We start from the raw sequence: 23952 nt of genomic DNA on the forward strand, positions 1-23952 counted from the left end.
GGTGTTCGGCTGCCCCTAAGCCGTCTTCGTGGGAATTGCGAAGGCCCTCGACCCGCAGCGCGGGCGGACTCCCGCCGCTCCGGGAAGCGGCGGCAGTCGCGAGCTCGTCAGCCATGGAACTGGTTCGCCGGGACCGGGAGCCCGTAGTGCTCACGCAGGGTCGTGCCCTCGTACTCCTCGCGGAACAGCCCCTTGCCGCGCAGGATCGGCAGCACATGCTCGACGAAGGCCGCGAGGCCCGACGGCAGGGCGGGCGCCATGATGTTGAACCCATCCGCGGCACCGCCCTCGAACCAGGCGATGATCGTGTCAGCGACCTGCTCGGGCGTCCCGATGAACTCGAAGTGACCGCGCCCGCCGCCCAGCCGGGAGATGATCTGCCGGACCGTCAGCTGCTCGCGGACCGCAAGATCGATGATCAGGTCGGAGCGGCTCTGCGAGCCTTCCAGCTTCGGCCTGGCGAGGATGAAGTCCGGCAGGCGCTCGTCGAGTTCGAAGACCGACGGCTCGGTCTCGAACACGGCGGCCAGCTGACGCAGCCCGTACTCCGGAACGCGCAGCTCGTCGAACTGCCGCGCGAGCGCCCGGGCCTCCTCCTCGGTCGACCCGATGTACGGGACGATGCCGGGCAGGACGATCACACCGTCCGGGTCGCGGCGAGCGGCCCTGGTCCGCGCCTTGATGTCGGCGTAGAAGGCGGCCGCACGCTCGTACGTCGCGTGCGCGGTGAAGATCGCCTCTGCGTGGCGGGCCGCGAAGTCCTTGCCGTCCTCGGAGGAGCCGGCCTGGACGAGCAGCGGGTAACCCTGCGGTGGACGCTCGACGTTGAGCGGGCCTGCCACCTTGAAGTACCGGCCCCGGTGGTCGAGGCGGTGCAGACGCGCGGGGTCGGCGTAGCGTCCTGTGGTCCTGTCCGCGAGGACGGCCTCGGACTCCCAGCTGTCCCACAGCGCCTTGGCGACCTTCAGGAACTCGTCGGCGCGGGCGTAGCGTTCGGCGTGGCCGGGGCGGTCGTCGAGACCGAAGTTGGCGGCCTCGTCGGCTCCGGCGGAGGTGACGATGTTCCAGCCGGCGCGGCCGCCGCTGACGTGGTCGACGGAGGCGAGCCGGCGGGCGAGGTTGTAGGGCTCGTTGTAGGTCGACGACACGGTCGCGATGAGGCCGATCCTGCTGGTCGCCTGGGACAGCGCGGTCAGCAGGGTCAGCGGTTCGAGCTGGCCCGGCGGGCGGAACTCGCCGGTGCCGATGAGTGCCGGGCCGTCCGCGAGGAACAGGGAGTCGAACTTGGCGCTCTCGGCCAGCTGCGCCAGCTCGATCCAGTGCCGCAGGTCGAAGTCCGCCCGGGAATTGCTGTGCGGGAGCCGCCACGCCGCCTCGTGGTGACCCGCCTCCATGAGGAAGGCGTTGAGATGGAGCCGACGCCGTCTCGCGCTCATGAGGTGACCTTCAGCTTGGAACTGTCGTAACCGGCCGGCAGGAGGTTGTCGGTGATCGACTCGACGTCGACCTTCTTGGTGATCTGCCCCGCCTCCAGGAAGGCGTCGGCGAGCTTCTGCTCCAGCTCGATGTCCGACTGCTCCACCGGGGTCACCCGGTTCGAGTAGGCGGCCAGGGACGCCTTGGCGTCGGCCGGCGGGATGCCCTGCTCCTTCGAGAGCGCCTGCGCGTACTGGTCGGGGTTCTTGACCGCCCAGGCGAACTCTCGCGAGAGCCTCTTCAGGACGTCCGTGAGAGCAGCACGCTTGGTCCTGTCCTTCAGCGACGTGTCACTGGCGACGTAGTAGCTGCTCGTCTGGTCGATCGGCGGGAGACCCTTCACCAGGATCCGCGCGCCGTTCTTGACCGCGATCGCGGACTGGGGGTTCCAGATCGACCAGGCGTCCACCTTGCCGGTGTTGAACGCCGTCGCGCCAGCCGCCGGGTCGAGGAAGGTCAGCTTCACGTCCTTGGGGGTGAGGCCGACGCTCTTCAGCGCGTTCAGGGCCAGGCCGTGAGCCGAACTGCCCTGCGGAACAGCGATCCTCTTGCCTCTGAGATCGGCGGCCGTCTTCAGCTTCGAGCCCTTCGGCACGATGATGTTCTCCACCGCCTGGCCGGGCGTGAGCGAGCGGTTGACGGCGACGACCTTGAAGCCGTACTCCTTCGCGGCGCCGGTGATCGGTGGCACGTCGCCGACGCTGCCGAGGTCGATGTCGCCCGAGGCCTCGGCCTGCACGAGCGGCGGGCCGTAGGTGAACCGGGCGAACTTCACCTTGTACGGCGCGTTGTCGAACACGCCGGTGATCTTCGCCAGCTCCTGGCTGCCGTCACCGCCGTTGTCGCCGATGGTGAAGGTGTACTTGCTCCACTCGGGGTGCTTGGCGTCGCTCGCCTCGGCGGCGTTGCTCAGCGGCGCGGCGCTGTTCGAAGACGACGATCCGCAGGCGACGAGGGTGCCCGCGAGGGCGAGCGAGCCGATGGCGCCGATGAGTCTGGTGGTTCTCTTTCGCATGGTTGTCGTGCTTTCTGTGCCGGGGTGAGGGTGTTCGGGGAGGTCAGTGCTGGCCGGCGAGGCCGAGGTCTTCCAGCAGCCGTGCGCGGAGTTCCTCGCGTGCGACGCTCGCTTCCCGGTGCGCGGCGGAGAGGTGCACCTCGTGCGAGGTGCCGATGCGACCGTTGCTCATGACGACGATGCGGTCCGCCAGGGCGATCGCCTCGTCGACGTCGTGGGTGACGAGCAGCATCGCGGCGTGGTGCTTGGTCCGCAGCGCCCGTACGAGCTCGTGCATGCGCAGCCGGGTGATGGCGTCGAGGGCGGCGAACGGCTCGTCGAGCAACACGAGTTCGGGCTCGGACACCAGAGCCCGCGCGAGCGACACCCGCTGGGCCTCGCCGCCGGAAAGCTCCTTGGGCCATGCCCTCTCCCGGCCCGCGAGTCCGACCTCGGCGAGCACATCGAGGGCCCGCTGTTCCGCGTCGGGTCCGTGCAGGCCGAGGGTGACATTGCGCAACACCCGTTGCCACGGCAGCAAACGGTCGGCCTGGAAGACGATCGCACGCCGCGCCGGGACCTCCACCCGCCCTCCGTCGGGCCGGTCCAGTCCGGCGAGCAGCCGCAGCAGGGTGCTCTTGCCGCAGCCCGAGGGGCCGAGCAGGATCACCAACTCCTCGTCGGCGATGGCGAGGTCCAGGTGGTCGAGCACCACCCGGTCACCGAACCGGCGGACCACCTGCTCGACGACGACCCCGGTCTGCCGGCGAAGCTCGGTCGCTACTGCGCTGCTCATGACGCCTCATAACTGGGGCGCCACCGCAGCAGCACCCGCTCGAGAACCCGGACGAACTGGTCGGCGAGCAGGCCGAGCAGCGAGTAGATCACCAGCCCCACGAAGACCTGGTTGGTCTGCAGATAGGTCTGCCCTTGAGTGATGAGGAAGCCAAGTCCCTGGTCGGCGTTGACCGTTTCGGCGGCGACGAGGCCCAGGACGCTGTACGCGAGGGAGAACCGGAGTCCGACCAGGAACCCCGGCAGGGCTCCGGGCACCAGCACCCGCGCCACCAGGCGCCAGGTGCCCGCGCCCGTCGTGCGCGCCATCTCGATCAGGCGCTGGTCGACGCCCCTGATCGCGGCGAACAGGTTGAGATACATCGGGACGCCGGCGCCGAAGGAGATCAGCAGCACCTTCGTGAGTTCGTCGATGCCGAACCACACGATCATCAGCGGCAGCACCGCCAGCAGCGGAATCGTGTTGAGCACCTGCACGACGCCGTTGAACAGATACTCGCCGCTGCGCAGCAGCCCGCCGAGCACTCCGGTGACGATGCCCACGGTCAGACCGATCGCGAGACCGATGCCTGCCCGTTGCAGCGAGATGGCCAGGTCCGGCCCGAGGACGCCCTGTTGCCAGAGGTCGGCGGCGGACTTCACGATGGAGGTCGGCGCCGGAGCGTAGGTCTTCGACAGCACTCCGGCACGGGCGAGCACCTCCCAGGCGATGAGGATCACGACCGGAGTCGTATAGACCCCGAGGGGCCAGCGCAGGCGCTCGCGGAGTGCGCTGAGCGGCGTCCGGCGGCGGGCGTCGCGCGGCAGGAACACCTCGCGTTGCCGCGCGCTCGTCGGTTCGGCCTCCGGGCCCTTGGTGACGGCCGGGGCCGGGATGCGGACCTCGGTCATGCCGCCACCGCCAGCACGCTGCTGTAGTGCGAGGCATCGCCCACGAGCTGCTCGCTGCGGCGGCCGTCGACACCGACCGGCACCTCTCCGGCGACCGTCACGCGGTTGAGGCGGCGCGGGTGGTCGTCGTAGTTGTCCACCCCGTAGTGCTGGGTGATCCGGTTGTCGAAGATCAGCAGCTGGTTCGGGGACCAGGTCCAGCGCACGATGTTCTCCGGACGCGTCACATACGACTGGAGGAGGCGCAGCACATCGGCCGACTCGCTGCCCGACAGGCCGACGATCCGCTTGGCGAACCCGCCGATGAACAGCCCGCGTTCGCCCGTCAGCGGATGCACTCGCACGACCGGGTGCTCCGCCTCGTAGGGCGTCGACACGAAGGCTCGGTCGTACTCCTGCCGTTGTGCCGTCGTGGCCGCGGGGCGGGCGTAGTCGTACTGGTTGGTGTGCACGACGCGCAGCGAGTCCGCGAGGGCGCGCAGCGGTTCGGGCAAGTCGCGGTAGGCCGCGGCGGCGTTGGCGATGAGCGTCTCGCCGCCGTACGGCGTGGTCACGATCGACCGGAGCGTGGTGAGCTGCGGCGGGTTGACCACGAAGGTGACGTCCGTGTGCCATTCGCTGGCCTTGGACGTCTCGCTGTCGACGGCGAGCACGTTCGTCGTCCCGTCGGTGGCCGGCACGTTCGGGTGGGCGGTGGTGAGTTCGCCGAACCACCGGGCCACGCGCTCCTGGCCGGCGTTGTCGAGGTTCACGTCGTCGAAGACGATCGCCTTGTGCTCGTTGAGGGCGTCACGGAGCGCCGTGATCGTCGAGAGATCGGGAGTCGCCGTGAGGTCGACGCCCTCGACGACCGCGCCGATGCGGCCGGTGAGCTTACGGATGGACACAGGCATGAGGGGGTCCCTCCCGGACAGACGGGCACACCAAGGGGTGTTGAGGATCGGGGAGTCGGGTGAAGGGGCTGGTACTGCGCAAGACCGATCGACCACATGCGAAGCGCCGGTGGTCGGGCCGGAGGGAAAGCGCGTGGTCGCAGGACCGCTGCAGCCGCGTTCTCAGCGACCGCGTCGGCGTGCGCGCACAGGCTTCCGGCTCATACGAATGCGAGAAGAAGAAGAGGAGGCGGGAGCCCTCAGCAGGTGGATACGACGATCCCGCGGGAAGGCATCGCGGTGCGGGCGGCCTCGCACCGCCGCTGCCCGGCGCCCGCCATGGGCGCGCGCCGGCCGCTGCCGGGGACCACTTGCCGGATCAGCGACAACAAAACGCGCTGGAGACGTGCGCCAGATCGATGTGGCGCCGCCGGGTCAGGTCCACGCGCGGGTTCATGGGTCGGGAGTTCAGCAGATGTCCACCAGGTCGGTCAAGAACTTCCCGGACAGGTCTTGCATTGCGGACACGGAGAGCTTCTCCGCTTCTTTGGACACGCCCACGCGAGGGTGCCGGCTCGCGGCGCCTCAGGGGGGCCGAGGACATCGACGGCCTCACCGGGTTCCTAGTGGCAGGCGGCCCCGGGGGACCCGGCCACGGCCCAACAGCAGCCAGCGGTCGGTCCACCAGCGCCCCCGCCGCCGCTTCTACCGTCACGATCGCGAGCGACATACAGCCGCGCCTTGTCGGGGTTGCGTCGGGGCACCGTCACTGAACCCGAGACAGACACGCCATCCCGTTCTGGTCGAAGTGACTGGCCCTGCCGTCCTGCTGTACCAGTCGTCCCTGTCGGGCAGCCCTTGCCCTGGGAACGAGGGTCCACGTGCCGTCCGTGCGGCGCAGGGCGGCGGAGTGCCAAGGAGTGGTCCACGCGTCCGGGGCGTCGAGGAGGCGGATGCCGAATTTCGGGGCGCCGATGGGCTGGGGATGGATGGAGAGGCGTACCGCGCGGGGGTGGTGTTCGGCGATCAGGGTGCCCCAGGCGCGGCTGCGCTGGATGACGCCGTAAGCCCGTTGTCGGCACGCGCGTTGGAGGGCGGAGCGGGTGCCGGTCCAGTCGGCGGTGTCCTCGATGAGGAAGCGGGTGATGCCCCGGTAGAGGGCCAGGGCCTGGTCGTCGGCGCGGGTCTCGGCGCGGAGAGCCTCCAGGGTGGGGGCGTAGCGCTCGTGGATGTGGGCGCGTTTCGTGTCGTGCGGGAGGTCGCCGAGGACGTCGCGGAGATCGAAGACGGACAGTCTGTGGAGGCCCATCCGGCCTATCTGTATTCGTAGGTCGTCGGCGTAGGCGTCGATGTGGTTGTCGGGGACACCGATGAGGTCGCCGAAGACGTGGCCGTCCGAGCAGATGATCAGATAGGCGCCGGGCGGGTAGATCCGCTCGATCCGCGTGCACAGGGTGTTCAGGAAGGTCAGAGAGAGGCGTTCGCCCTGGTCGGGGAGGTGACCGAGGACCTTGGCCGGGTTGGGGGACTTGCAGGGGAAGCCGGGCAGGGTGAAGACGACAGGCGAGCCGTCGCGTACGAAGGTGGAGATGCGCCGCAGTTGGTGCGGGAACGCCTCGGCTGTCGCGGAGGTCCGGTCGCTGGTGCGGTGGTGGGGCAGGAGCAGGTTCAGGATCTGGGTGCCGATGCGGGTGGGGAGGGTGTCCGGCGCGGTCGTCAGGGGCATGTCGTTCCTCCTGGGGTACGAGGGCGTGCGAGGGCACGTCGACATGGCGCCGTGGCGGGAGTGGAGGCCAGGCGCCTGAGGTCGGTGGGTGTGGGTCAGCCGGGGCCGGGTCGGCCGGTGCGGCCTGACCCGGTCAGCGGTACGTCGGTGTCAGAGGCGGTGGTCGTAGCCGACGGGGAGGTGGTTGGTGCCGCGGCCGAGGACGGCCGGGATCCACTCGATGTCCTCGTCTCTGATGGCCAGATGGAGGCCGGGCAGGCGAGCGAGGAGGGTGCCGAGGGCGATCTGGAGTTCGGCGCGGGCGAGGGCGGCGCCGGGGCAGAAGTGGATGCCGTGGCCGAAGGCGAGGTGGGGGTTGGGCGAGCGGTCGAAGTCGAGAGTGTCCGGGTCGGGGAAGCGGCGCGGGTCGCGGTTGGCGGCGCACAGGGAGACGATCACCGAGTCGCCGCCGGGGACGCGCGTGCCGTGCAGGTCGCTGTCCTTGTCGAAGAAGCGCCAGGTGGTGAGCTCGAAGGCGCTGTCGTAGCGCAGGAGTTCCTCGACGGCGCACGGCAGCAGGTTCGGGTTGTCGCGCAGGCGGGCGAGCTGGTCCGGGTTGCGGAAGAGGGCGATCAGGGCCGTGGTGATCTGGTTGGTGACCGGCTCCTGGCCCGCGACGAGGAGCTGGAAGATCATCGAGTCCAGCTCCTCCTGCGACAGTTCGCGGCGGTCGCGGGCCACCACGAGGCGGCTGAGCAGGTCGTCGTCCCAGTGTTCACGCTTGTGGGCCACGACATCGGCGATGTAGCTCTGCAGGCCGTGCAGGCGGGCCTCGTAGAGGGGGCGGCCGGGTTCGGTGGGGCCGACCGGCTGGACGACCTTGCCCCAGTCGCGGTCGAAGCGGGCCGCGAGTTCCTGCGGGAGGCCGATGACTTCGGCGAGGACCTGGAAGGGGAAGTGTGCGGCGAATCCGGTGACGAGGTCCGCGGGGCCGTGCTCCGGCAGGGCGTCGACGAGGGCGTCGGCCAGTTCCTGGAAGCGGGGGCGGAGCTGCTCGATGCGGCGTGGGGTGAAGGCGTCCGTCACGAAGCGGCGCATCCGGGTGTGCTTGGGCGGGTCCTGGTGAAGGAGGTGCACCTGGAGCTGGGAGTGCTGCGGCTCGGGCATGATCGAGGCGCGGGCTCGCCAGCGGTCGTTGCCGCGGTCGTGGTTCTTGCCGAGGCGGTCGTCGTTCAGCGCGGCGTGGGCGGCGTCGTAGCCGGTGACGAGCCAGGCTTGGACGCCGCTGGGGAAAAGGACCCGGTGGACGGGGCCGGCCTCGCGCATCTGCTCGTACAGGGGGTAGGGGTTGCTCTTGTAGGGGCAGCCCATCAGCGGCACGGGGTCGGGCAAGGCGGCCGGGTCTTGGACTGGCTGCTGTTCCTGGAGGGTCATGGGGAGGCTCCTCAGAGGGCGAGTTCGGGCCGGTAGTGGTCCAGCCAGAGGGCGAGGTCGACGATGCGTTCGAGGCGTAGGCGGTGGCCCCACTCCAGTCGGTCGGGCGGGGTGTCGAGGCAGGGCTTGATGCGGGTCTCGTCGGCGAGGGCGCGGACCTGTTCGGTGGCGAGGGCGTCGCGGGCCAGCTGCTGCAGGCCGCGGTTGTAGTCGGGGTGGTGGGTGGCCGGGTAGTGGTTCTTGGGGCGGTGCAGCACCGAGTCCGGAGCGAGGCCGGCGCCCATGGCGCGCAGCAGGCTCTTCTCCCGTCCGTCGAAGCTCTTCAGCGCCCAGGGGGTGGTGAAGGCGTACTCGACGAGCCGGTGGTCGCAGTACGGGACGCGGACCTCCAGGCCCTGCGCCATGCTGAGGCGGTCCTTGCGGTGCAGGAGCTGGCGCAGCCAGCGGGTCAACGACAGGTGCTGCATCTCGCGTTGGCGGTGTTCGGAGGGGCTCTCGCCGTCCAGGTGCGGTACGGCGGCGAGCGCGGTGCGGTACGTGTCGTCGCGGAACTCACCCATACGCAGGTCGAGTTCCGGGTTCAGGGGCATGGCCGCCTCGTCGCCCGTCACCAGCAGCCACGGGAAGGTTTCCGCTGCCAGGGCCTTCGGGTTGTGGAACCAGGGGTAGCCGCAGAAGACCTCGTCGGCCGCCTCGCCGGAGAGGGCGACGGTGGAGTGCTTGCGGATCTCGCCGAACAGCAGGTACAGCGACGTGTCCATGTCGCCGACACCGATGGGTGAGTCGCGGGCCACGACGACGGCCTTGCGGTGCTCGGGGTCGAGCAAGGCGCGCGGGTCGAGGACGACCGTGCTGTGGTCGGTGCCGATGAATGCGCCGGCCTCGATGGCATAGGGCGTGTCGTGGCCGGTGCGCAGGACGTCGCCGGTGAACTGTTCCGCCTGGTCGCTGTAGTCGACGGCGTAGGAGCGGATGCGGGCGTCCGGGCCTTCGCGCCGGCACAGTTCGTCGGCGAGCAACGCGGTCAGGACCGTGGAGTCGATGCCCCCGGACAGCAGGCTGCACAGCGGGACGTCCGCTTCGAGCTGGCTGCGGGCTGCGGCACCGACCAGGCTGCGGATCCGCTCGATGGCCGTGTCGTGGTCGTCGGTGTGGTCTGTAGCCTCCAGCTGCCAGTAGCGGCGTTCACGGATGCCGCCCCGGTCCAGCGCGAGCACGCCGCCCGGCTCGACCTCCCTGACTCCGGACCACACGGTCGGGCCGGTGTTGAACAGCAGGCTGTACGCCTCTCGCAGCCCGTCGGCGTCCACGCGGGGCCGTATCCCGGGGTGGGCGAACAGGGCCTTGGGCTCGGAGGCGAAGGCGAGGCCGCCGTCGACAGTGGCCCAGAACAGGGGCTTCACCCCGAGCCGGTCGCGGACCAGGAGCAGTCGCTGGGCGCCCTCGTCCCAGACGGCGAAGGCGAACATGCCCTCCAGGTGCTCGGCCACCGCCTCGCCCCACTCGGCGTACGCGCGCAGCACCACCTCGGTGTCGCTGTGCGTGCGGAACGCATGGCCCCGGGCGCGCAGTTCGGTGCGCAGTTGGTGGTGGTTGTAGACCTCGCCGCTGTAGGTGAGCACGATGTCCGGCTGCTCGGGCCGGTCGGTCATCGGCTGTACGCCGCCTTCGAGGTCGATGACGGCCAGGCGTCGGTGGCCGATCGCTGCCCGCTCGCCGAGCCAGACGCCTCCGGCGTCGGGGCCGCGCGGGGCGAGGGTGGCGGTCATGGCCTCGATGATCGGGGCCTGGGGACGGGCGTCGCTGTGGAAGGACGCCCAGCCGGTGATTCCGCACATGGGAAACGACTCCTCGGTCAGTGGTGGTGGGCGGCGGAAGCCGCGTCGGTGGACATCTCGTGCGCGAGCGCCGTCCTGCGTCCTTGCAGTGCGAGCAGGGGTACGGCGATACAGGCGGCGGCTGCCGCCAGGGTCAGCCCGGCGGTCACGCCGTCATCGCCTCCGGCCAGACCCCAGGCGGCGGTGGCCAGGGCCGGGCCGAGGGTGAAGCCGAGGCTGCGGGCCAGCTGTACGGATGAGCCCACGGTCGCCGTGCGGTCCGGCGGGGCGGCGCCCATGACGAGGGCTTGGGTGGGGCCGCCGTTCAGGCCCATGCCGAGGCCGGCCAGCGCCAGCCGCCAGGCCACGTCCACCGGCGACCAGTCACCTCCCAGCGGAACGAGGAGGAGCAGACCGGCGGCGGTGAGGGCGGCGCCGATGACCGCCACCGGCCGGGCCCCGGTGGAGGTCCCCCCGCGCGAGCGGAGCCGAGCGTGGGGGATGTCGGCGAGGCGCCCGCCGACCGGCCCGGCCAGCCCCATGCCGAGCGGGAAGGCGAGCACGGTCAGACCGGTCGTGGTGGCGCTGACGCCGTCGTCGCGCTGGAGGTGCAGGGCCACGACGTAGTGCATCGCCGCGAAACCGGCCGCCAGCGCCAGCACCGCCGTATGCGCCCGGAACAGCCCCGTCGCCCGTAGCGCGCCGACGACCGGGCGGCCGCCCGGTCCCCGCAGCCACCACCACAGCGGCGGTACGGCGGCAAGCGCGAGCACCAGCCACCCCGGGCTTCCCGACGCCAGGGTCAGCGCCAGCAGCAGGGCGGCCACCCCGGAACCCACCAGCAGCGCATCCGCCGCCGACCGTCGGTCGGGCAGGCGCAGGCTCCCGTCCCTCGGCATCGCCCTCCACGCCACGACCAGGGCGAGCAGGCAGATAGGGATCTTGACCAGGAAGACGGCGCGCCAGCCCAGGTGGTCCAGCAGCAGTCCGCCCACCGCCGGACCGGTCACCGCGCCGAGCGGGCCCAGCGTCGCGGGCACGCTCATGGCCCGCCCGCGCAGTTCCGGCCGTACCGAACGCAGGGCGAGAACCGGCATCAGGACGAAGAGCACGGCCCCGAACGCGCCCTGTGCGAGGCGTGCGGCGATCAGCCAGGATGCCCAGGGCGCGGCGGCCGCCAGCGCGCTGCACAGACCGAAGCCCGCGGTCGCGACCAGCAGGGCGGAGCGCATTCCGACCCCGTCCAGCCACCTGCCGACAGGCAACAGCAGGGCGACCACGGGCAGTTGATAACCCAGGACCGCCCATTGGGCGGTCGCGGCGGAGACGTGCAGACCGTCGGCGATGTCCGCCAGGGTCACGTTGACGATGTTCATGTCGAGCATCGCCACGAACGACAGCAGGCCGGCCACCGCAACGAGCAGCCAGCGGTCCTCGCCGCCGACGGGTATGTGGCCGGGCTGTCGAGAACCGGGACTGTGGCCTGTCACCGTTGCCGCCCCTCACGGTCGTGGGTGGGCTGCCGGACGGCAGCCTCGTCCCACAAGTCGGGAGGGATCGCACACGAGTTCCCGGGCGCGTCCAAAAATCATGGTGGGCCGGCTGAAACTGCCCGCGCCGATCAGTCGCGGCGGCCGCCGCGTGCCGGCTTGCCCGACACGGCCGACTCCACCAACAGGTACAGGAGCGCGGAGAGGATCAGCCCGGCGGCACAGCCGACAGCCGCGCCGAACGCTCCATCGAGGACGGATCCCAGCCAGCCGTACCCGGCTACGACAACGGCGACGGTGGCTGCAAGCAACGGCCAGGCTCCGCCGTTGATCCGCGCCCAGCCACGCCGGATCGTCCTGGGCTCAGGATCCCAAGGCCATTCCGCGCGGGAGCCGCCGTGCACGTCGTGCCGGAGCCGCGCCATCCGACCGCCCTCCCCCGCAGTGCTCAACACGCCCCCTGCCCGGTGCGTGCCGCGGAGGGTTCCTTCCCTACCGCCGGACATCGAATCGGCATGCCTACGGCCGAACTCCGCGCTCCGCTCAGCCGACTACTGAGGCGACGGCGTCGGCCTGAACGTTCGCGTTCGGGCATACGGAGGTTCTCCGAGGTACCCGGGGTGAGCGAGGTCGTGGTCGACCTCGCCGCCAACGCCGTCACCGTGCACGGCACGGATCTCGACGACGAGCGGCTGCGTGCCGCGATCGTCGAGGCCGGGTACGGCATCGCCGACTCGATCGCCGCCTGATCCCGGCAGCCGGCCGAGCGGGCAGGACGCGACCGTCGTCCTGCCCGAGCCCGTTCATCAGCCCGTTCATCCCCGGGTGGGCGTCCCCAGCGGCACGGCTGTCGGTGCCTCGTCCGCTGGGTTCCGGTGGTCGAAGGCGATGAGCGGGTCACCGGTCAGAGGATGGTCGACGACCGCCGCGCGCACTCCGAACACCTCCGCCATCAGTACGGGTGTGAGGACTTCCCGCGGCGGGCCGGAGGCGACGAGCGCCCCTTCGTGCAGGACGTGGAGGCGGTCACAGACGGAGGCCGCGGCATTCAGGTCATGCAGCGACACCAGGGTCGTACGGCGCTGGGCGCGCAGGAGGGCGAGCAGGTCGACCTGGTGGCGGATGTCGAGGTGGTTGGTCGGTTCGTCCAGCACCAGGATGTCCGGGTTCTGTGCGAACGCCCTTGCCAGCAGGACACGTTGGCGCTCCCCGCCGGACAGCGCCGTGAAGCGGCGTCCGGCCTGTTCCGCCATGCCGACGTCGGTGAGCGCCTGCGCGACGATGTCCCGGTCGGCGGCGTCCTCCCCGGCGAAGGCCCGCTTGTAGGGCGTACGGCCCATGGCGACGACCTCGCGCACGGTCAGCTCGAAGTCGCTCCCCCGCTCCTGCGGAAGGGCGGCCACGTGCCGCGCCGACTGGAGCGGGGTCATCTCCCGCAGGTCGGTGCCGGCCAGCAGGACCCGGCCGGCGGTGGGCTTCAGGTGCCGGTAGACGGTGCGCAGGAGCGTGGACTTGCCGCTGCCGTTCGGACCGACCAACCCGGTGATCTCGCCCTCGGCGGCGACGAGGTGGGCGCCCGCGACCACCGTCCGGCCGGCGTAGGCGACGTGCAGGTCCTCGATGTCGATCCTCAACTGCCGCTCCCCAGGCGCCGGTCCAGCAGATACAACAGGGCCGGAGCCCCGAGCAGCGAGGTGACCACGCCGACCGGCAGCTCCTGGGCGTCCATGGCCGTACGGCACACGATGTCGACCACGACCAGCAGCAGTGCGCCGAACAACGCGGAGAGCGGCAGCAGGCGTCGGTGGTCACCCCCCACGACCAGGCGGCAGACATGCGGCACCATCAACGCGACGAACGCGATCGCGCCGGAGACCGCCACCAGGACACCGGTCAGCACACTGGTGACGGTGAACAGCTCGCGGCGCAGCCGGGTGACGTCGATACCGAGTCCGGCGGCCGTCTCGTCGCCCATCAGCAGGGCGTTCAGGCCCCGGGCGCGTGCCTGCAGCCACAGCAGCGCGGTGGGTACGGCGACGGCGGGGACCGCGAGCAGTTGCCAGCTCGCTCCGCTGAGGCTGCCCATGAGCCAGAACAGCACGCTGTGGGTCTGCTGCTCGTCCCCGGCCTGCAGCACCAGGTAGCTGGTGAACCCGGAGAGGAACTGGCCGATCGCGACCCCGGCCAGCACGAGCCGCAGCGGCGCGAACCCGCCACCGCGCCGGGCCACCGCCCACACCAGCGCGAACGTCGCCAGCGCGCCGGCAAAAGCCGCCCCGGACAAGCCCAGTCCCAGTGCCCCGCCGGCGCCGAGGCCGAGGACGATCGCGGCGACCGCGCCGAGGGAGGCCCCGTTGGAGATGCCCAGCAGGTAGGGGTCGGCCAGCGGGTTGCGCACCAGCGCCTGGACGGCCGTACCGACGAGACCGAGGCCGGCGCCGACGAGGGCGGCGAGCAGGGCACGAGGAAATCGGAGCTGCCAGACGATGAGGTCGTCCGTGCCAGGGCGCGGAGCCTCGCCGGACAGCCGCCGCCACACCACGCTCCACACCTCGCCGGGCGGGATCGACGTCGAGCCCCAGGCCACGGCGGCCGTCAGCGCGGCCAGCAGTGCCACGGCCAGAACCGCCGCCGGCGGACCGGCGGGCAGGCTGCCGCGCTCCTCCGCAGCCGCGGCTTTCCGGCGCACCCGTGTGAAGGCCACGATCAGGCGACCTTGCCCGGGTAGAGGGTCTTGGCGATGGCCTCGACCGTGTCGGCGTTCTCGACTCCAGCGATGGTGGTCTGCTCGGAACCGATGCGCAGGAAGTGGCCCTCCTTGACCGCCTCCAGGCCCTTGGTGGCGGGGTTCGACTTCAGCCACTGCTCAGCCTCGTCGAACGCCTTCTTGTTCGCCGCCTCGCTGCCGCGGTTGCGGACGCCGAGCTGGATCCAGTCGGGGTTCCTGGCGATGACGTCCTCCCAGCCGACCTGCTTGTAGTCGCCGTCGCAGTCGGCGAAGACGTTGCGGGCTCCGGCCAGGGTGATCACGGCGTTGGCGAGCTGGCGGTTGCAGGTGACGGAGGGCTGCTTCGTACCGGCGTCGTAGTCGAAGAAGAAGTACGTCGGCCGGTTGCTCTCCGCCGTACTACCGACCGCCTTCTGGACCGCGCCCACCTTCTCCTTCATCCCGGCGACGAGTTTCTGCGCCTGCGCACTGGTGCCGGTGACCGCGCCGAGGGAGGTGATGTCGGCCTCGACAGCGGACAGGTCGGTCACCGGGGTCTTGCTCTGGGCAGCACAGGCGGTGGACTTCAGGTAGATGTGCCTGATCCCGGCCGCCTTGAACTCCTCCGCCGTCGGCGCGTCCCCCATCCCACCGCCGCCCATGCTTCCCATGGAGGCGAAGGTGTCGATGTAGAGGTCGGCGCCGGAGCCGAGCAGCTTCTCCTTGGGAATCACGGTCTGGCTGAGCACCTTGACCTTCTGCGCCTGAGCGTCGAGGGCGCCGGGCAGCGTGCCCTTGCCGGGCGGGAAGCCGGTGCCGATCACCTGGTCGCCGACGCCGAGGCGCAGCAGCAGCTCCAGGCTGGAGGCGTTGCTGGTGACGATTCTCTTCGGGGCGCTGGAGAAGGTGGTGCTGTCGCCCATGCAGTCGGTGACGGACACCGGGTAGCCACCGGAAACCGCCTTCCCGGCCTCCCCCGCGTTCCCGTCCGCCGTGTCCTTCCCCCCGCCGCCGCAGCCCGCCACCAGCAGGCCGCCCAGTACGACGGCCGCGGTACCGCCCCACACACGAGAACGCATCGAACAACTCCCGGATCCACTCGGTACACGGGCGAGCCTTCGCCACCCGCTCCAGTAGTCGGCGCGAAGGCGCCTTGAGTTCCCGGCCGGTTGGCGATCCGGCTCAGGTGAACCGCTCCCGGTACTCCGGCGGCGAGGGTGCCGGTGCCGTCCTTCCAGCCGGCACCGGCACCCTCCCGGAGCGTCAGACGGCCAGCGCGGCGGTCTGGCCCGCCTCGTCCAGCAGGTCGATCAACGTCACGCGGGCGCGGGCCACGCGGGAGCGGACCGTGCCGATCGGGCAGTCGCTCACCGCGGCGGCCTCCGCGTACGGCAGGCCGAGCAGCTGCGTGAGGATGAACGCCTCGCGACGGTCATCGGGCAACGAAGCCAGCAGATCCAGCAGGGCGATGCCGTCGTCAAAACCGGGCAGGTCGCAGGGCTGCGCCAGTTCAGCGGTCAGCTGCCAGTCCGGTACGTCGATCAGACGCGGCCGGGCGGCGGCGTACCGGTAGCTGTCGATCACCGCCCGGCGGGCGATGGACAGCAGCCAGACGCGGGCCGAGGAACGCCCCTCGAATCGGTGCAGGCTGCTGAGGGCCCGCAGGAAGGTGTCCTGTGCCAGATCGTCCACCGCCTGAGGATCGCCGCACAGATGGGCGACATAGCGCTGGACGTCCCGGTGCAGGGCGCCCACGAACTGCTCGACCGCGTCCGCGTCACCGCCTCGGGCGGCCAGCGCCCATGCGGTGATCGAGTCGTCGGGCGCTGCCGGTTCATGGCTCTTGGCGCGCGACGTGGGCAGGGCAGAGGTCATCACCTGGTGTCCTTCTCGGGTCAACCGTGATCCGGACCAGGGCGCGCCGAAGCGCGCGGTCCGGTGAAAGTGGGGGAGACGGCCCTACGGCGTCGCTGTGGCGCTACAGCGCCTGTGCGGTCGTACGGCCGTGGCCCGAGGCGCACACGGGCAGCCGGGCAGCCTCGGGAAACCAGCTGTCTTCAGACGACAGCCGTCCCCACCGGCGGACCCCGAGAGGTGATCGCGTGGACGAGAAGGAGGAGGCGCGGCGTCCGGTCCGAGCGGCGGCGCCGCATGTGAACGCGCGGGCGATCGGGGGTACCGGGCAGGGCGAGCAGCAGCCGCAGTGGCGCCGCCAGCCATCCGGCCGTCGCCCGCAGGATCCGGAAGGCGGCCTTCTCGCCGTACGCCAGCCACAGGCCGCTCAGCACCGCGGCGAGCAGGTGGGCGGCGAGCATGCCGAACGACGACGAGCCGCCGTCCATGGAGTGCCCCATGTGGTGCATGGGGCTCATGCCCGTGTGGTTCATGTGCATGGCGCCCATGCCCATGGAGCCCATGCCCATGGAGCCCATGCCCATGGAGCTGTCCATGGAGTCCATGCCGCTCATGTCCATGGAGGCCGAGCCGTCGGACGTGCCCGACGTCGACTGGGCGTAGGAGAACGCCTCGTGGAGCACCGTCTGGGCGGCGACCACGACCGTCACGATCAACGGCAGCCCGCGCTCACGCCCCGCCAGAGACCATCCCACGGCACCGGTCACGGCCCCGCCGGCGGCCAGCGCCCACGCCGGCACGTCGCTGCCGGACATCAGGACGTGGCCCAGGGCGGCGAGCAGCACGCACATGGCCGCGAACACCGCGGCCCGTATCGCGCGAGCACACCATCCTGCTGTCATGGTGCCTCATCCTCGCATCCGGACTTCGGTCGTCATGCGTGGGTACGGACATCCACGGGGGACCGTACTCAATCCGCAGGGTGTGATCCAGCCCACGACAACCGGCTGGAACTCGACGACACTCTGCCCCGACGTCTAAGAGAGGATTCCTCCGCCCTCAGAGCGGGCGATCACGGACCGCTGTCGCTCGGGCGGATCACGACCGCGATCGTCTCGACCGGCGCGCTGCGCTCGAAGTGCAGCGTGAACGGCACGAGGTCACCCGGCCGCCAGCCGGCCCCGGCCCGCAGCGTCACGTCCACACCGCGCGGCGACATGGACAACACGCCTCCCGCAGGGACGCCGGCCGAGTCCACGTCCGACTTGTAGGCGGCCCGGCCGCCCAGCATGCGGTGCCCACTGAGGGCGATCCGGCCGTGCGTGGCGGTGGACGTCACGTTCACCAGCCGGTCGTCCGCGCCACCGACGTTGGCGATGCCGAAGAGGGCCGCGGTGTCCGTGCTGTCCCCGTACGGCAGGAGGATCCGCCCGTTCGAGACGGTGATCCGAGCCGGGCTGCCCGCCTTCCCGGCCCCGACCCAGGTCGTCAGCCCGCCCAGGGCGAGGCTGCACGCGGCCACGGGCGCGAGCGCGGCGAGGAGGGTGTCGGTCAACCGACGGCGAGTGGGTCGCCAGGGACTCTGCTCGGTCATCGGGTATGCCTCCGGCTGGGAGCGGGCGAGGGCTGCCAGGCGCGCAGCCGCAGGCTGTTGCCCACGACGAGCAGCGAACTCACCGACATCGCCGCCGCTGCGAGCATCGGATTGAGCAGGCCGACCATGGCGAGCGGCACGGTGACGACGTTGTAGCCGAAGGCCCAGACGAGGTTGGCCCGGATCGTGCCCAGCGTGCGCCGGGCGAGCCGGACCGCGTCCGCCAACGCCTCGATGTCCCCGCGTACCAACGTCACGTCGGCGGCCCCGATGGCCACGTCCGTGCCGCTGCCCATGGCGATGCCCAGGTCGGCGCCGGCCAGGGCCGCGGCGTCGTTCACTCCGTCGCCGATGACCGCGACGCGGTAGCCCTGCTCCTGGAGGTCCCGTACCAGGTCGGCCTTGGCCTCCGGGGTGCAGCGGGCGTGCACCTCGTCGATGCCCAGGGCCGCGGCCACGGCCTGCGCGGGTGCCTCGCGGTCACCGGTGGCGAGCACCGGCCGCACACCGAGGCGCCGCAGCCGGTCCACGGCACGGTAACTGCCGGGCCGTACGACGTCCCCGACCTCGATCAGGGCCTCGGCCACACCGTCCACCCGGACCAGGACGGGCGTGTGGGCGGCGGCCTCGGCCACCGACAGCGCGTCTGCCAGCGCGGTGGGCAACTCGCCGTCGGAGGCGAGGACTTCGACGAGTCGGCCCTCGACCAGACCGCGCACGCCCCGCCCCGGCACGGCGGCGAACTCACTCACGTCCGGCAGCGGCCCCTCGGGGAGTTCCCGCCGGGCGTAGGAAGCGATCGCCCGGCCCAGAGGATGCTCCGAGCCGTGCTCGACGGCCCCCGCCAGCCGCAGCACCCCCTCCCTGCCCAGTCCGTCGGGTACGACCGTGACGCGGGCGACGGTCATGTGGCCGGAGGTGAGCGTGCCGGTCTTGTCCAGGACGACCGTGTCGATGTGCTGGAGCCCCTCCAGCGCCCGGGGTCCGCCGACCAGGACGCCCAGTTGGGCACCGCGGCCGGTCGCGGCCATCAGCGCGGTCGGCGTGGCCAGGCCGAGCGCGCACGGGCAGGCCACGACGAGCACGGCCACGCACGCGGTGACGGCGGCCTGCGGGTCGGCCCCGGCACCGAGCCAGAAGCCGAGACAGGTGACGGCCAGCGTCAGCACGACGGGGACGAAGACGCCTGCCACCGTGTCGGCCAGCCGCTGCGCCCGCGCCTTGCCGGCCTGGGCCTCGGTCACCAGCCGGGTGATCCGGGCGAGCTGGGTGTCGGCACCGACGGCCGTGGCCTTCACCAGGAGCAGCCCGCCGGCGTTGACGGCGCCGCCGACCACCGCCGAACCCGGCCCGACCTCGACGGGCTCGCTCTCCCCGGTGACCAGGGACAGATCCACGGCCGAACTGCCCTCCACCACCTGCCCGTCGGTGGCCACCCGCTCCCCCGGCCGCACGACGAAGACCTGCCCCGCTCTCAACCGTTCGATGGCGATGAGCAGTTCCACGCCGCCTTCGCGGACCGTCACCTCTTTGGCGGCGAGTTGAGCCAGGGACCTGAGCGCCGCCCCGGTCCCGCGCCGGGCCCGAGCCTCCAGGAACCGCCCCGCCAGGACGAACAGCGGTACACCGACGGCCGCTTCGAGATAGACGTGCGCCGCGCCGTCCGAAGCCGAGGGCACCAGAGTGAACGGCATCCGCATGCCGGGCTCCCCGGCACCGCCGAGGAAGAGCGCGTAGGCGGACCAGGAGAAGGACGCCACCACACCGAGCGACACCAGGGTGTCCATGGCCGCCGCCGCATGCCGAAGCCCACGCACCGCACGCACATGGAAGGGCAACGCGCCCCAGACGGCGACCGGTGCAGCCAGCGCGAAGCACAGCCACTGCCAGTTGCGGAACTGCAGCGCCGGCACCATCGACAGCACGAGCACGGGCACTGCGAGCAGCGCGGTGATCAGCAGCCGGTCCCGCTCCTGGCGAGCTTCCTCGGGCTCGGGCTCGCCAGCGTCCTCGCCCTCGCGCGTCTCGGGCTCCTTGGGCGGCTTGGGCGGTTCGGGCAGGGCGGCCGTGTAGCCGGCCTTCTCGACGGCGGCGGCGAGTTCCTCGGGGCTGATCCGCGGCGGGTGGCTCACACGGGCCCGTCCGGTGGCCAGATTGACGGTCGCCGTGACCCCGTCCAGCTTGCCGAGCTTCTTCTCGACGCGCCTCACACAGGCCGCGCACGTCATGCCGCCGACGGTCAGGTCGGTCGTCACCAGGTCGACGGCGACCGGTTCCCCGCCCATCAGTGGCCACCCCCGTGCATGTCCCCCATGTCGTCCGTGCCGCCTCCCCCGCCGGAATCGCCGTCCCCCCGGCTCGTGCCGGTGCCGTGCATGCCGGGCGCGACGGGTCCCGCAGCGGCACCGACGGCGTACGACACCGTGAACACCAGCGCCAGCAGGAGAAGGAATCCGCACAGGGCGGGCGGAGGCACCAGCTTCCGCAACACCGCACCCGCGCCGGAGGAGATTTGCCGGGGCTCGTCCATCAACCGCGTCTCCAGATCACGTCGTACGGTGTCGGTCGGATCGCGCCGTACTGCATCAGGAGTCGGGGCCTCCGGGCATCGAGTTCCGGAGCAACGTTGTGGTCCGCGTCACGTGAGGGACAACTGTGCCCAGAGGCCGCGGCGACGGAACGAGGCCCTGCCGGCGGCTACCGTCGGCAGGGCAGGTGCGCTACTCCGCCCGGGGCCCGGCGGAACGGCCGCGCACGACGGCGAAGCCCGCCGCCGCGAGGCCCAGCACGCCGACGACCAGCCCGGCGATGCCGAGACCGCGGGCGGTCGAGTCGCCGGCCGAGGTGGTCGGCTTGGCGCTGTCGGAGCCCTTCGCACCGGCCGGCGAGGCGGTCGAAGCGACACCGCCGTCCTCCGCGCCCTTGGCGGTGAGCTTGAGCACGGGTGCCGGGTTCTCCGGCTCCTGGCCGCCCTGGGCCTCCTCGATCCAGCGGACGATCTTGCCGTCGGAGTACGTCTGCAGCGTCTTGAAGGACAGCTGGTCGGTGTCGTCGGGCAGCTGACCGAAGGCGACGTTGAAGTCCTCGTACTGGCCCGGCGCGATCTTGCCTCCGGTGAAGGTGATCTCGGAAGCGGCGTCGGTGATGGTGCCGTCGTCGGTCTTGACGGGCGTCTTGAGCTTGGTGTTGGTGACCTGGGCGGTCCAGCCGTCCTGCGGGTGGACCAGCACGCCGAGGACCGGGTGGTCGGTGGGCAGGAAGACCTGGACCTTGGTGGTGGAGGCGTTGTCCTCCTCGTTCGGGACACGGAAGGTCAGCACGCCGTCGGTGGCGCCCTTGGCGTAGCTGTCGGGGTGGACGGTGACGTGCGCGGAGGCGACGCCCGCGGCAGCGAGAAGTCCGGCGGCGGTCAGGGCCGTGACGGCGCCGGCGCGGCGCAGGGTGGTGCGGGTCCTGGACATGAGGTGAGGGATCTCCGTACGGAAGAAGGGATGTCGGATTCAGATCGCGTACGACAGCGCGTACGACATCCCCATCGGCGGCCCCCGCCGGTGAACGGCGTACCTCAGCCGTACCTGCCGCAACCCCCACGGCTCACCGACAGCCCGACGCACCAGCCCTGGTCCGGCCGGCGCACGCCACGCCCCGCCGGCCACCTGCCACCAGGCGGCAAGCCCCGGCACGAACGCGACCGCCCACCGCAGCAGCGACCACAGTGCCACCTCACCGCGCCGCAGCCACCAGGTCAGCAGCAGGGCCGCCCCGGCATGCGCGGCGGTGGCGTGCGGTGTCAGTGCATGGGGCGCCTGGACCATCCGCATGCCGTGCATGACCATTGCCGCGTGATGGGGCTCGGCGGCGTGGAAGACAAGGTGCAACCCGCCCTGTCCGGCCAGAGTCCCCATGCCAATGGCGGCCAGCGACCGCTCACGGCCACCCAGCAGACAGCCGACCGCGAAGACGGGCACGAACGAGGCGACCTGTATCCACACCGGCGGCGCCATGCCCGTGGCCATGACATGCCCTACGGCAGCGAGCAGCACGCACAGCACGGCGAACACCGCCGCGCGCACGCTCCGCACCGCCAGGGACACACTCACAGCACCTGATGCTGCCACGCACCCAAAGGATCTCTCCCCCGGCCCAGGCACACGCATCACCGCCCACGGACTCATACCTGGTCGACCTGCCTCCTCCTTACAAGTCGGACGCGAGTGCCGTTCAGTTCCCAGCCACCTCTGCGAAATCGAAGCACCGGTAGCACTCCAAGGAGCACGGGTGCACACCCACCGCCTCCGCGCCCCCTGCACACCACGGGGTCGCGCGTCCGCCTCGTCCACGCCGGGTATCCCCGGGACAGTCCCCCGCGGCCACCGGTCCGTCCGGACACCGGAGTGCCGCAAACCCCATGCCACGGAGGCGGATCAGCATGACCGACACCAGCGGGCTGGAGCCCGTCGCCACGTTCTGCGGCAACTGCGACTGCGGCTGTCCCCAGCTGTTCGTCGACCCGGCCGCCCCCACCGACCGCCGCATCGTCCTGACCGACGACTTCGGCCAGCACGTCCAGATGAGCGCCGACCAGTTCTCATCGATCGTCGCGGACGCCAAGGCAGGCAAGCTGGACGGCATCGCCTGACCGACCGCCGCAGGGCAACGCGAAGGCGGCCCGCATCGGCGACTCCCTGCTCCAGTCGCTGAGACGCCGGGCCGCCCGACCCTCGCGACCGACCGGGTGTTCCACATCACACCAACGGCACGGAACTCACCGTTCCACTCGGCCGACAGCTGACGTGACACCCGTACGCCGCAGGAGCAGCCCCCATGTCCGTCGAACCGCCCACCACCGCCCCACCCCGCTCGGCCGGCGATGCCGGTGAGCCGGCCCTGGACCCTTCTTCCGGGGCGGCTCCCTCGGCCCTGCGCACGCTGCGCACGCTGGTGCTGCGCCTGCACTTCTACGCGGGCGTGTTCGTCGCGCCGTTCCTGCTCGTCGCGGCGGTCACCGGACTGCTGTACGCGGGCTCGTTCCAGGCCGAGAAGATCGTGTACGCCCACGAACTGACCGTCCCGGTCGGCGACCACAAGCTGCCGATCTCCCGGCAGGTGGCCGCCGCCCGCAAGGCCCACCCCGAGGGCACCATCTCCGCCGTGCGGCCGTCACCGCAGCCTGATGCGACCACTCGCGTACTGCTGTCCGGAGTGAAGGGCACAGCCGCCGACCACACCCTCGCCGTGTTCGTGGACCCGTACACCGGCAAGGTGCGCGGCGCGCTGAAGCAGTACGGCTCCACCGGCGCCCTGCCGCTGCGCACCTGGATCGACGAGCTCCACCGCGACCTGCATCTCGGCGAAACCGGCCGCCTGTACAGCGAGTTCGCCGCCAGCTGGCTGTGGGTGATCACGGGTGGCGGCCTGGTGCTGTGGTTCGGCCGGCGCCGCGCCCGCCGCAAGGTGCGCGGCACCGCAGGGCGGCGGCGCTCCCTGACCCTGCACAGCACGGTGGGTGTGTGGGCGGTCGGCGGCCTGTTCTTCCTGTCGGCGACCGGCCTGACCTGGTCCGCCTACGCCGGAGCGAACATCGGCGACCTCCGCGAAGCCCTCGGCCAGTCCACGCCGTCCGTCACCGCGACGGTGAGCAGAGGGCACGAGGGACACGACTCCATGGCGGGCATGGACATGAACGGCATCGACATGGGCTCGCACTCCGGCGCACGGTCCGACGTGGGTCTCGACGCCGTCCTGAAGACGGCCCGCACCGAGGGTCTGTCCGACCCGGTCGAGATCGTGCCGCCCGCGGACTCTTCCTCCGCCTATGTCGTACGGCAGATCCAGCGCAGCTGGCCGGAGAAGCAGGACTCGATCGCCGTCGACCCGGCCACCGGCAAGGTCACCGACGTGCTGCGCTTCTCCGACTACCCGGTGCTGGCCAAACTGACCCGGTGGGGCATCGACGCCCACACCGGCACCCTGTTCGGCCTCGTGAACCAGATCGCGCTGGCCGGCCTCGCCCTGGCCCTGGTCCTCCTCATCCTCTGGGGCTACCGCATGTGGTGGCAGCGCGGCCGCGGCTCCGCCTTCGGCCGCCCGATTCCCCGCGGTGCCTGGCGGCAGGTGCCGGTGTACGTGCTGGTGCCCTGCGTCGCGGTGGTCGCCGTCGTCGGCTACTACGTCCCGCTGCTCGGGATCCCGCTCGCCGGCTTCCTCGCGGTGGACATCATCCTCGGCTGGGTCACACGCCGTCGTACCGGGCACGCGCACGCCTGAACCGAGCGGCCGCATCTGCGCGGGAGCGTCGCGCGACACTTGCCGCGATCGCGTGC

At 71.3% G+C, this 23952-nt stretch carries 23 protein-coding genes; 3 read left to right on the forward strand and 20 right to left on the reverse strand.

Annotated elements, in window-relative coordinates; all coding sequences use genetic code 11:
- Positions 1-107: 107 nt before the first annotated feature.
- The 10 genes from ACWDEN_RS01715 to ACWDEN_RS01760 all read right to left on the reverse strand — a co-directional run bounded on the left by ACWDEN_RS01715 (position 108) and on the right by ACWDEN_RS01760 (position 11785).
- Entirely contained in the window at positions 108-1436 is a 1329-nt protein-coding gene (locus ACWDEN_RS01715) for an LLM class flavin-dependent oxidoreductase (RefSeq protein ID WP_450856645.1), read from the reverse strand.
- Positions 1433-2491 (reverse strand): aliphatic sulfonate ABC transporter substrate-binding protein, encoded by a 1059-nt coding sequence (locus ACWDEN_RS01720; RefSeq protein WP_450856647.1) that lies wholly within the window; start codon positions 2489-2491, stop codon positions 1433-1435. The genes ACWDEN_RS01715 and ACWDEN_RS01720 overlap by 4 nt, the downstream gene beginning before the upstream one ends.
- Positions 2492-2534: 43 nt before the next feature.
- Positions 2535-3266, reverse strand: coding sequence for an ABC transporter ATP-binding protein (locus ACWDEN_RS01725; protein WP_450856649.1), 732 nt, complete (start codon positions 3264-3266; stop codon positions 2535-2537).
- On the reverse strand, positions 3263-4156 hold the full coding sequence (locus ACWDEN_RS01730; protein WP_450856651.1) for an ABC transporter permease: 894 nt from the start codon (positions 4154-4156) through the stop codon (positions 3263-3265). The genes ACWDEN_RS01725 and ACWDEN_RS01730 overlap by 4 nt, the downstream gene beginning before the upstream one ends.
- Complete coding sequence (locus ACWDEN_RS01735; protein WP_351622322.1) at positions 4153-5049, reverse strand: TauD/TfdA dioxygenase family protein; 897 nt, start codon at positions 5047-5049, stop codon at positions 4153-4155. The genes ACWDEN_RS01730 and ACWDEN_RS01735 overlap by 4 nt, the downstream gene beginning before the upstream one ends.
- Before the next feature lie 745 nt (positions 5050-5794).
- On the reverse strand, positions 5795-6754 hold the full coding sequence (locus ACWDEN_RS01740) for an L-tyrosine/L-tryptophan isonitrile synthase family protein (protein ID WP_450856653.1): 960 nt from the start codon (positions 6752-6754) through the stop codon (positions 5795-5797).
- Positions 6755-6904: 150 nt separating this feature from the next.
- Positions 6905-8167, reverse strand: a complete 1263-nt coding sequence (locus ACWDEN_RS01745) for a cytochrome P450 family protein (RefSeq protein ID WP_450856655.1) — start codon at positions 8165-8167, stop codon at positions 6905-6907.
- Positions 8168-8178: 11 nt separating this feature from the next.
- The gene (gene asnB / locus ACWDEN_RS01750; protein WP_450856657.1) at positions 8179-10005 is read right to left on the reverse strand and encodes an asparagine synthase (glutamine-hydrolyzing); all 1827 of its coding nucleotides are present in this window, start codon (positions 10003-10005) and stop codon (positions 8179-8181) included.
- Positions 10006-10022: 17 nt separating this feature from the next.
- Positions 10023-11474 carry an MFS transporter gene (locus ACWDEN_RS01755; protein WP_450856659.1) on the reverse strand — a complete coding sequence of 484 codons (1452 nt, stop codon included), beginning with the start codon at positions 11472-11474 and terminating at the stop codon, positions 10023-10025.
- Between the two features lie 131 nt (positions 11475-11605).
- Positions 11606-11785, reverse strand: a complete 180-nt coding sequence (locus ACWDEN_RS01760) for a hypothetical protein (RefSeq protein WP_351606907.1) — start codon at positions 11783-11785, stop codon at positions 11606-11608.
- Positions 11786-11989: 204 nt separating this feature from the next.
- Here ACWDEN_RS01760 and ACWDEN_RS01765 point away from each other — a divergent pair, with 204 nt between their 5' ends.
- On the forward strand, positions 11990-12223 hold the full coding sequence (locus ACWDEN_RS01765) for a heavy-metal-associated domain-containing protein (protein ID WP_450856661.1): 234 nt from the start codon (positions 11990-11992) through the stop codon (positions 12221-12223).
- A 66-nt stretch (positions 12224-12289) separates the two neighbouring features.
- Here ACWDEN_RS01765 and ACWDEN_RS01770 read toward each other — a convergent pair whose 3' ends face one another.
- From ACWDEN_RS01770 to ACWDEN_RS01815, 10 genes are all read right to left on the reverse strand, one after another.
- Positions 12290-13108, reverse strand: a complete 819-nt coding sequence (locus ACWDEN_RS01770) for an ABC transporter ATP-binding protein (RefSeq protein WP_450856663.1) — start codon at positions 13106-13108, stop codon at positions 12290-12292.
- Positions 13105-14178 (reverse strand): FecCD family ABC transporter permease, encoded by a 1074-nt coding sequence (locus ACWDEN_RS01775; RefSeq protein WP_450856665.1) that lies wholly within the window; start codon positions 14176-14178, stop codon positions 13105-13107. The genes ACWDEN_RS01770 and ACWDEN_RS01775 overlap by 4 nt, the downstream gene beginning before the upstream one ends.
- A gap of 2 nt (positions 14179-14180) precedes the next feature.
- Positions 14181-15260 (reverse strand): ABC transporter substrate-binding protein, encoded by a 1080-nt coding sequence (locus ACWDEN_RS01780; RefSeq protein ID WP_450856667.1) that lies wholly within the window; start codon positions 15258-15260, stop codon positions 14181-14183.
- 184 nt (positions 15261-15444) lie between these two features.
- Entirely contained in the window at positions 15445-16059 is a 615-nt protein-coding gene (locus ACWDEN_RS01785; RefSeq protein ID WP_450856669.1) for a sigma-70 family RNA polymerase sigma factor, read from the reverse strand.
- A 179-nt stretch (positions 16060-16238) separates the two neighbouring features.
- Positions 16239-16937, reverse strand: a complete 699-nt coding sequence (locus tag ACWDEN_RS01790; protein ID WP_450856671.1) for a hypothetical protein — start codon at positions 16935-16937, stop codon at positions 16239-16241.
- A gap of 170 nt (positions 16938-17107) precedes the next feature.
- Complete coding sequence (locus tag ACWDEN_RS01795; RefSeq protein WP_351606924.1) at positions 17108-17590, reverse strand: copper chaperone PCu(A)C; 483 nt, start codon at positions 17588-17590, stop codon at positions 17108-17110.
- A 35-nt stretch (positions 17591-17625) separates the two neighbouring features.
- Complete coding sequence (locus ACWDEN_RS01800; protein ID WP_351606926.1) at positions 17626-19914, reverse strand: heavy metal translocating P-type ATPase; 2289 nt, start codon at positions 19912-19914, stop codon at positions 17626-17628.
- Positions 19914-20159: a hypothetical protein gene (locus ACWDEN_RS01805; RefSeq protein WP_351606928.1), complete on the reverse strand. Its 246-nt coding sequence runs from the start codon at positions 20157-20159 to the stop codon at positions 19914-19916. Before ACWDEN_RS01805 ends, ACWDEN_RS01800 begins: the two co-directional genes overlap by 1 nt.
- 190 nt (positions 20160-20349) lie before the next feature.
- Entirely contained in the window at positions 20350-21090 is a 741-nt protein-coding gene (locus ACWDEN_RS01810; protein ID WP_351606930.1) for a YcnI family copper-binding membrane protein, read from the reverse strand.
- A 39-nt stretch (positions 21091-21129) separates the two neighbouring features.
- A complete protein-coding gene (locus ACWDEN_RS01815) occupies positions 21130-21729 on the reverse strand; it encodes a hypothetical protein (RefSeq protein WP_450856674.1) in 600 nt (199 codons plus the stop codon).
- 329 nt (positions 21730-22058) lie between these two features.
- On the opposite strand from ACWDEN_RS01815, the gene ACWDEN_RS01820 reads away from it, so the two are divergent.
- Together ACWDEN_RS01820 and ACWDEN_RS01825 are read left to right on the forward strand one after the other, a co-directional pair.
- Entirely contained in the window at positions 22059-22268 is a 210-nt protein-coding gene (locus ACWDEN_RS01820; RefSeq protein ID WP_351606935.1) for a hypothetical protein, read from the forward strand.
- 185 nt (positions 22269-22453) lie between these two features.
- Positions 22454-23896, forward strand: a complete 1443-nt coding sequence (locus ACWDEN_RS01825) for a PepSY-associated TM helix domain-containing protein (protein WP_450856676.1) — start codon at positions 22454-22456, stop codon at positions 23894-23896.
- Positions 23897-23952: the final 56 nt, after the last annotated feature.

The sequence above is a fragment of the Streptomyces sp. NPDC001153 genome (genome assembly GCF_053598315.1).

Excerpts from the sequence above, each read along its gene's own strand:
- ACWDEN_RS01740 (WP_450856653.1), bottom strand. The coding sequence starts at position 6,754 with ATGCCCCTGACGACCGCGCCGGACACCCTCCCCACCCGCATCGGCACC.
- ACWDEN_RS01765 (WP_450856661.1), top strand. The coding sequence starts at position 11,990 with ATGCCTACGGCCGAACTCCGCGCTCCGCTCAGCCGACTACTGAGGCGA.
- ACWDEN_RS01780 (WP_450856667.1), bottom strand. The coding sequence starts at position 15,260 with ATGCGTTCTCGTGTGTGGGGCGGTACCGCGGCCGTCGTACTGGGCGGC.
- ACWDEN_RS01745 (WP_450856655.1), bottom strand. The coding sequence starts at position 8,167 with ATGACCCTCCAGGAACAGCAGCCAGTCCAAGACCCGGCCGCCTTGCCC.
- ACWDEN_RS01820 (WP_351606935.1), top strand. The coding sequence starts at position 22,059 with ATGACCGACACCAGCGGGCTGGAGCCCGTCGCCACGTTCTGCGGCAAC.
- ACWDEN_RS01825 (WP_450856676.1), top strand. The coding sequence starts at position 22,454 with ATGTCCGTCGAACCGCCCACCACCGCCCCACCCCGCTCGGCCGGCGAT.
- ACWDEN_RS01790 (WP_450856671.1), bottom strand. The coding sequence starts at position 16,937 with ATGACAGCAGGATGGTGTGCTCGCGCGATACGGGCCGCGGTGTTCGCG.
- ACWDEN_RS01805 (WP_351606928.1), bottom strand. The coding sequence starts at position 20,159 with ATGGACGAGCCCCGGCAAATCTCCTCCGGCGCGGGTGCGGTGTTGCGG.
- ACWDEN_RS01720 (WP_450856647.1), bottom strand. The coding sequence starts at position 2,491 with ATGCGAAAGAGAACCACCAGACTCATCGGCGCCATCGGCTCGCTCGCC.
- ACWDEN_RS01735 (WP_351622322.1), bottom strand. The coding sequence starts at position 5,049 with ATGCCTGTGTCCATCCGTAAGCTCACCGGCCGCATCGGCGCGGTCGTC.
- ACWDEN_RS01725 (WP_450856649.1), bottom strand. The coding sequence starts at position 3,266 with ATGAGCAGCGCAGTAGCGACCGAGCTTCGCCGGCAGACCGGGGTCGTC.
- asnB (WP_450856657.1), bottom strand. The coding sequence starts at position 10,005 with ATGTGCGGAATCACCGGCTGGGCGTCCTTCCACAGCGACGCCCGTCCC.
- ACWDEN_RS01715 (WP_450856645.1), bottom strand. The coding sequence starts at position 1,436 with ATGAGCGCGAGACGGCGTCGGCTCCATCTCAACGCCTTCCTCATGGAG.
- ACWDEN_RS01810 (WP_351606930.1), bottom strand. The coding sequence starts at position 21,090 with ATGTCCAGGACCCGCACCACCCTGCGCCGCGCCGGCGCCGTCACGGCC.
- ACWDEN_RS01800 (WP_351606926.1), bottom strand. The coding sequence starts at position 19,914 with ATGGGCGGGGAACCGGTCGCCGTCGACCTGGTGACGACCGACCTGACC.
- ACWDEN_RS01730 (WP_450856651.1), bottom strand. The coding sequence starts at position 4,156 with ATGACCGAGGTCCGCATCCCGGCCCCGGCCGTCACCAAGGGCCCGGAG.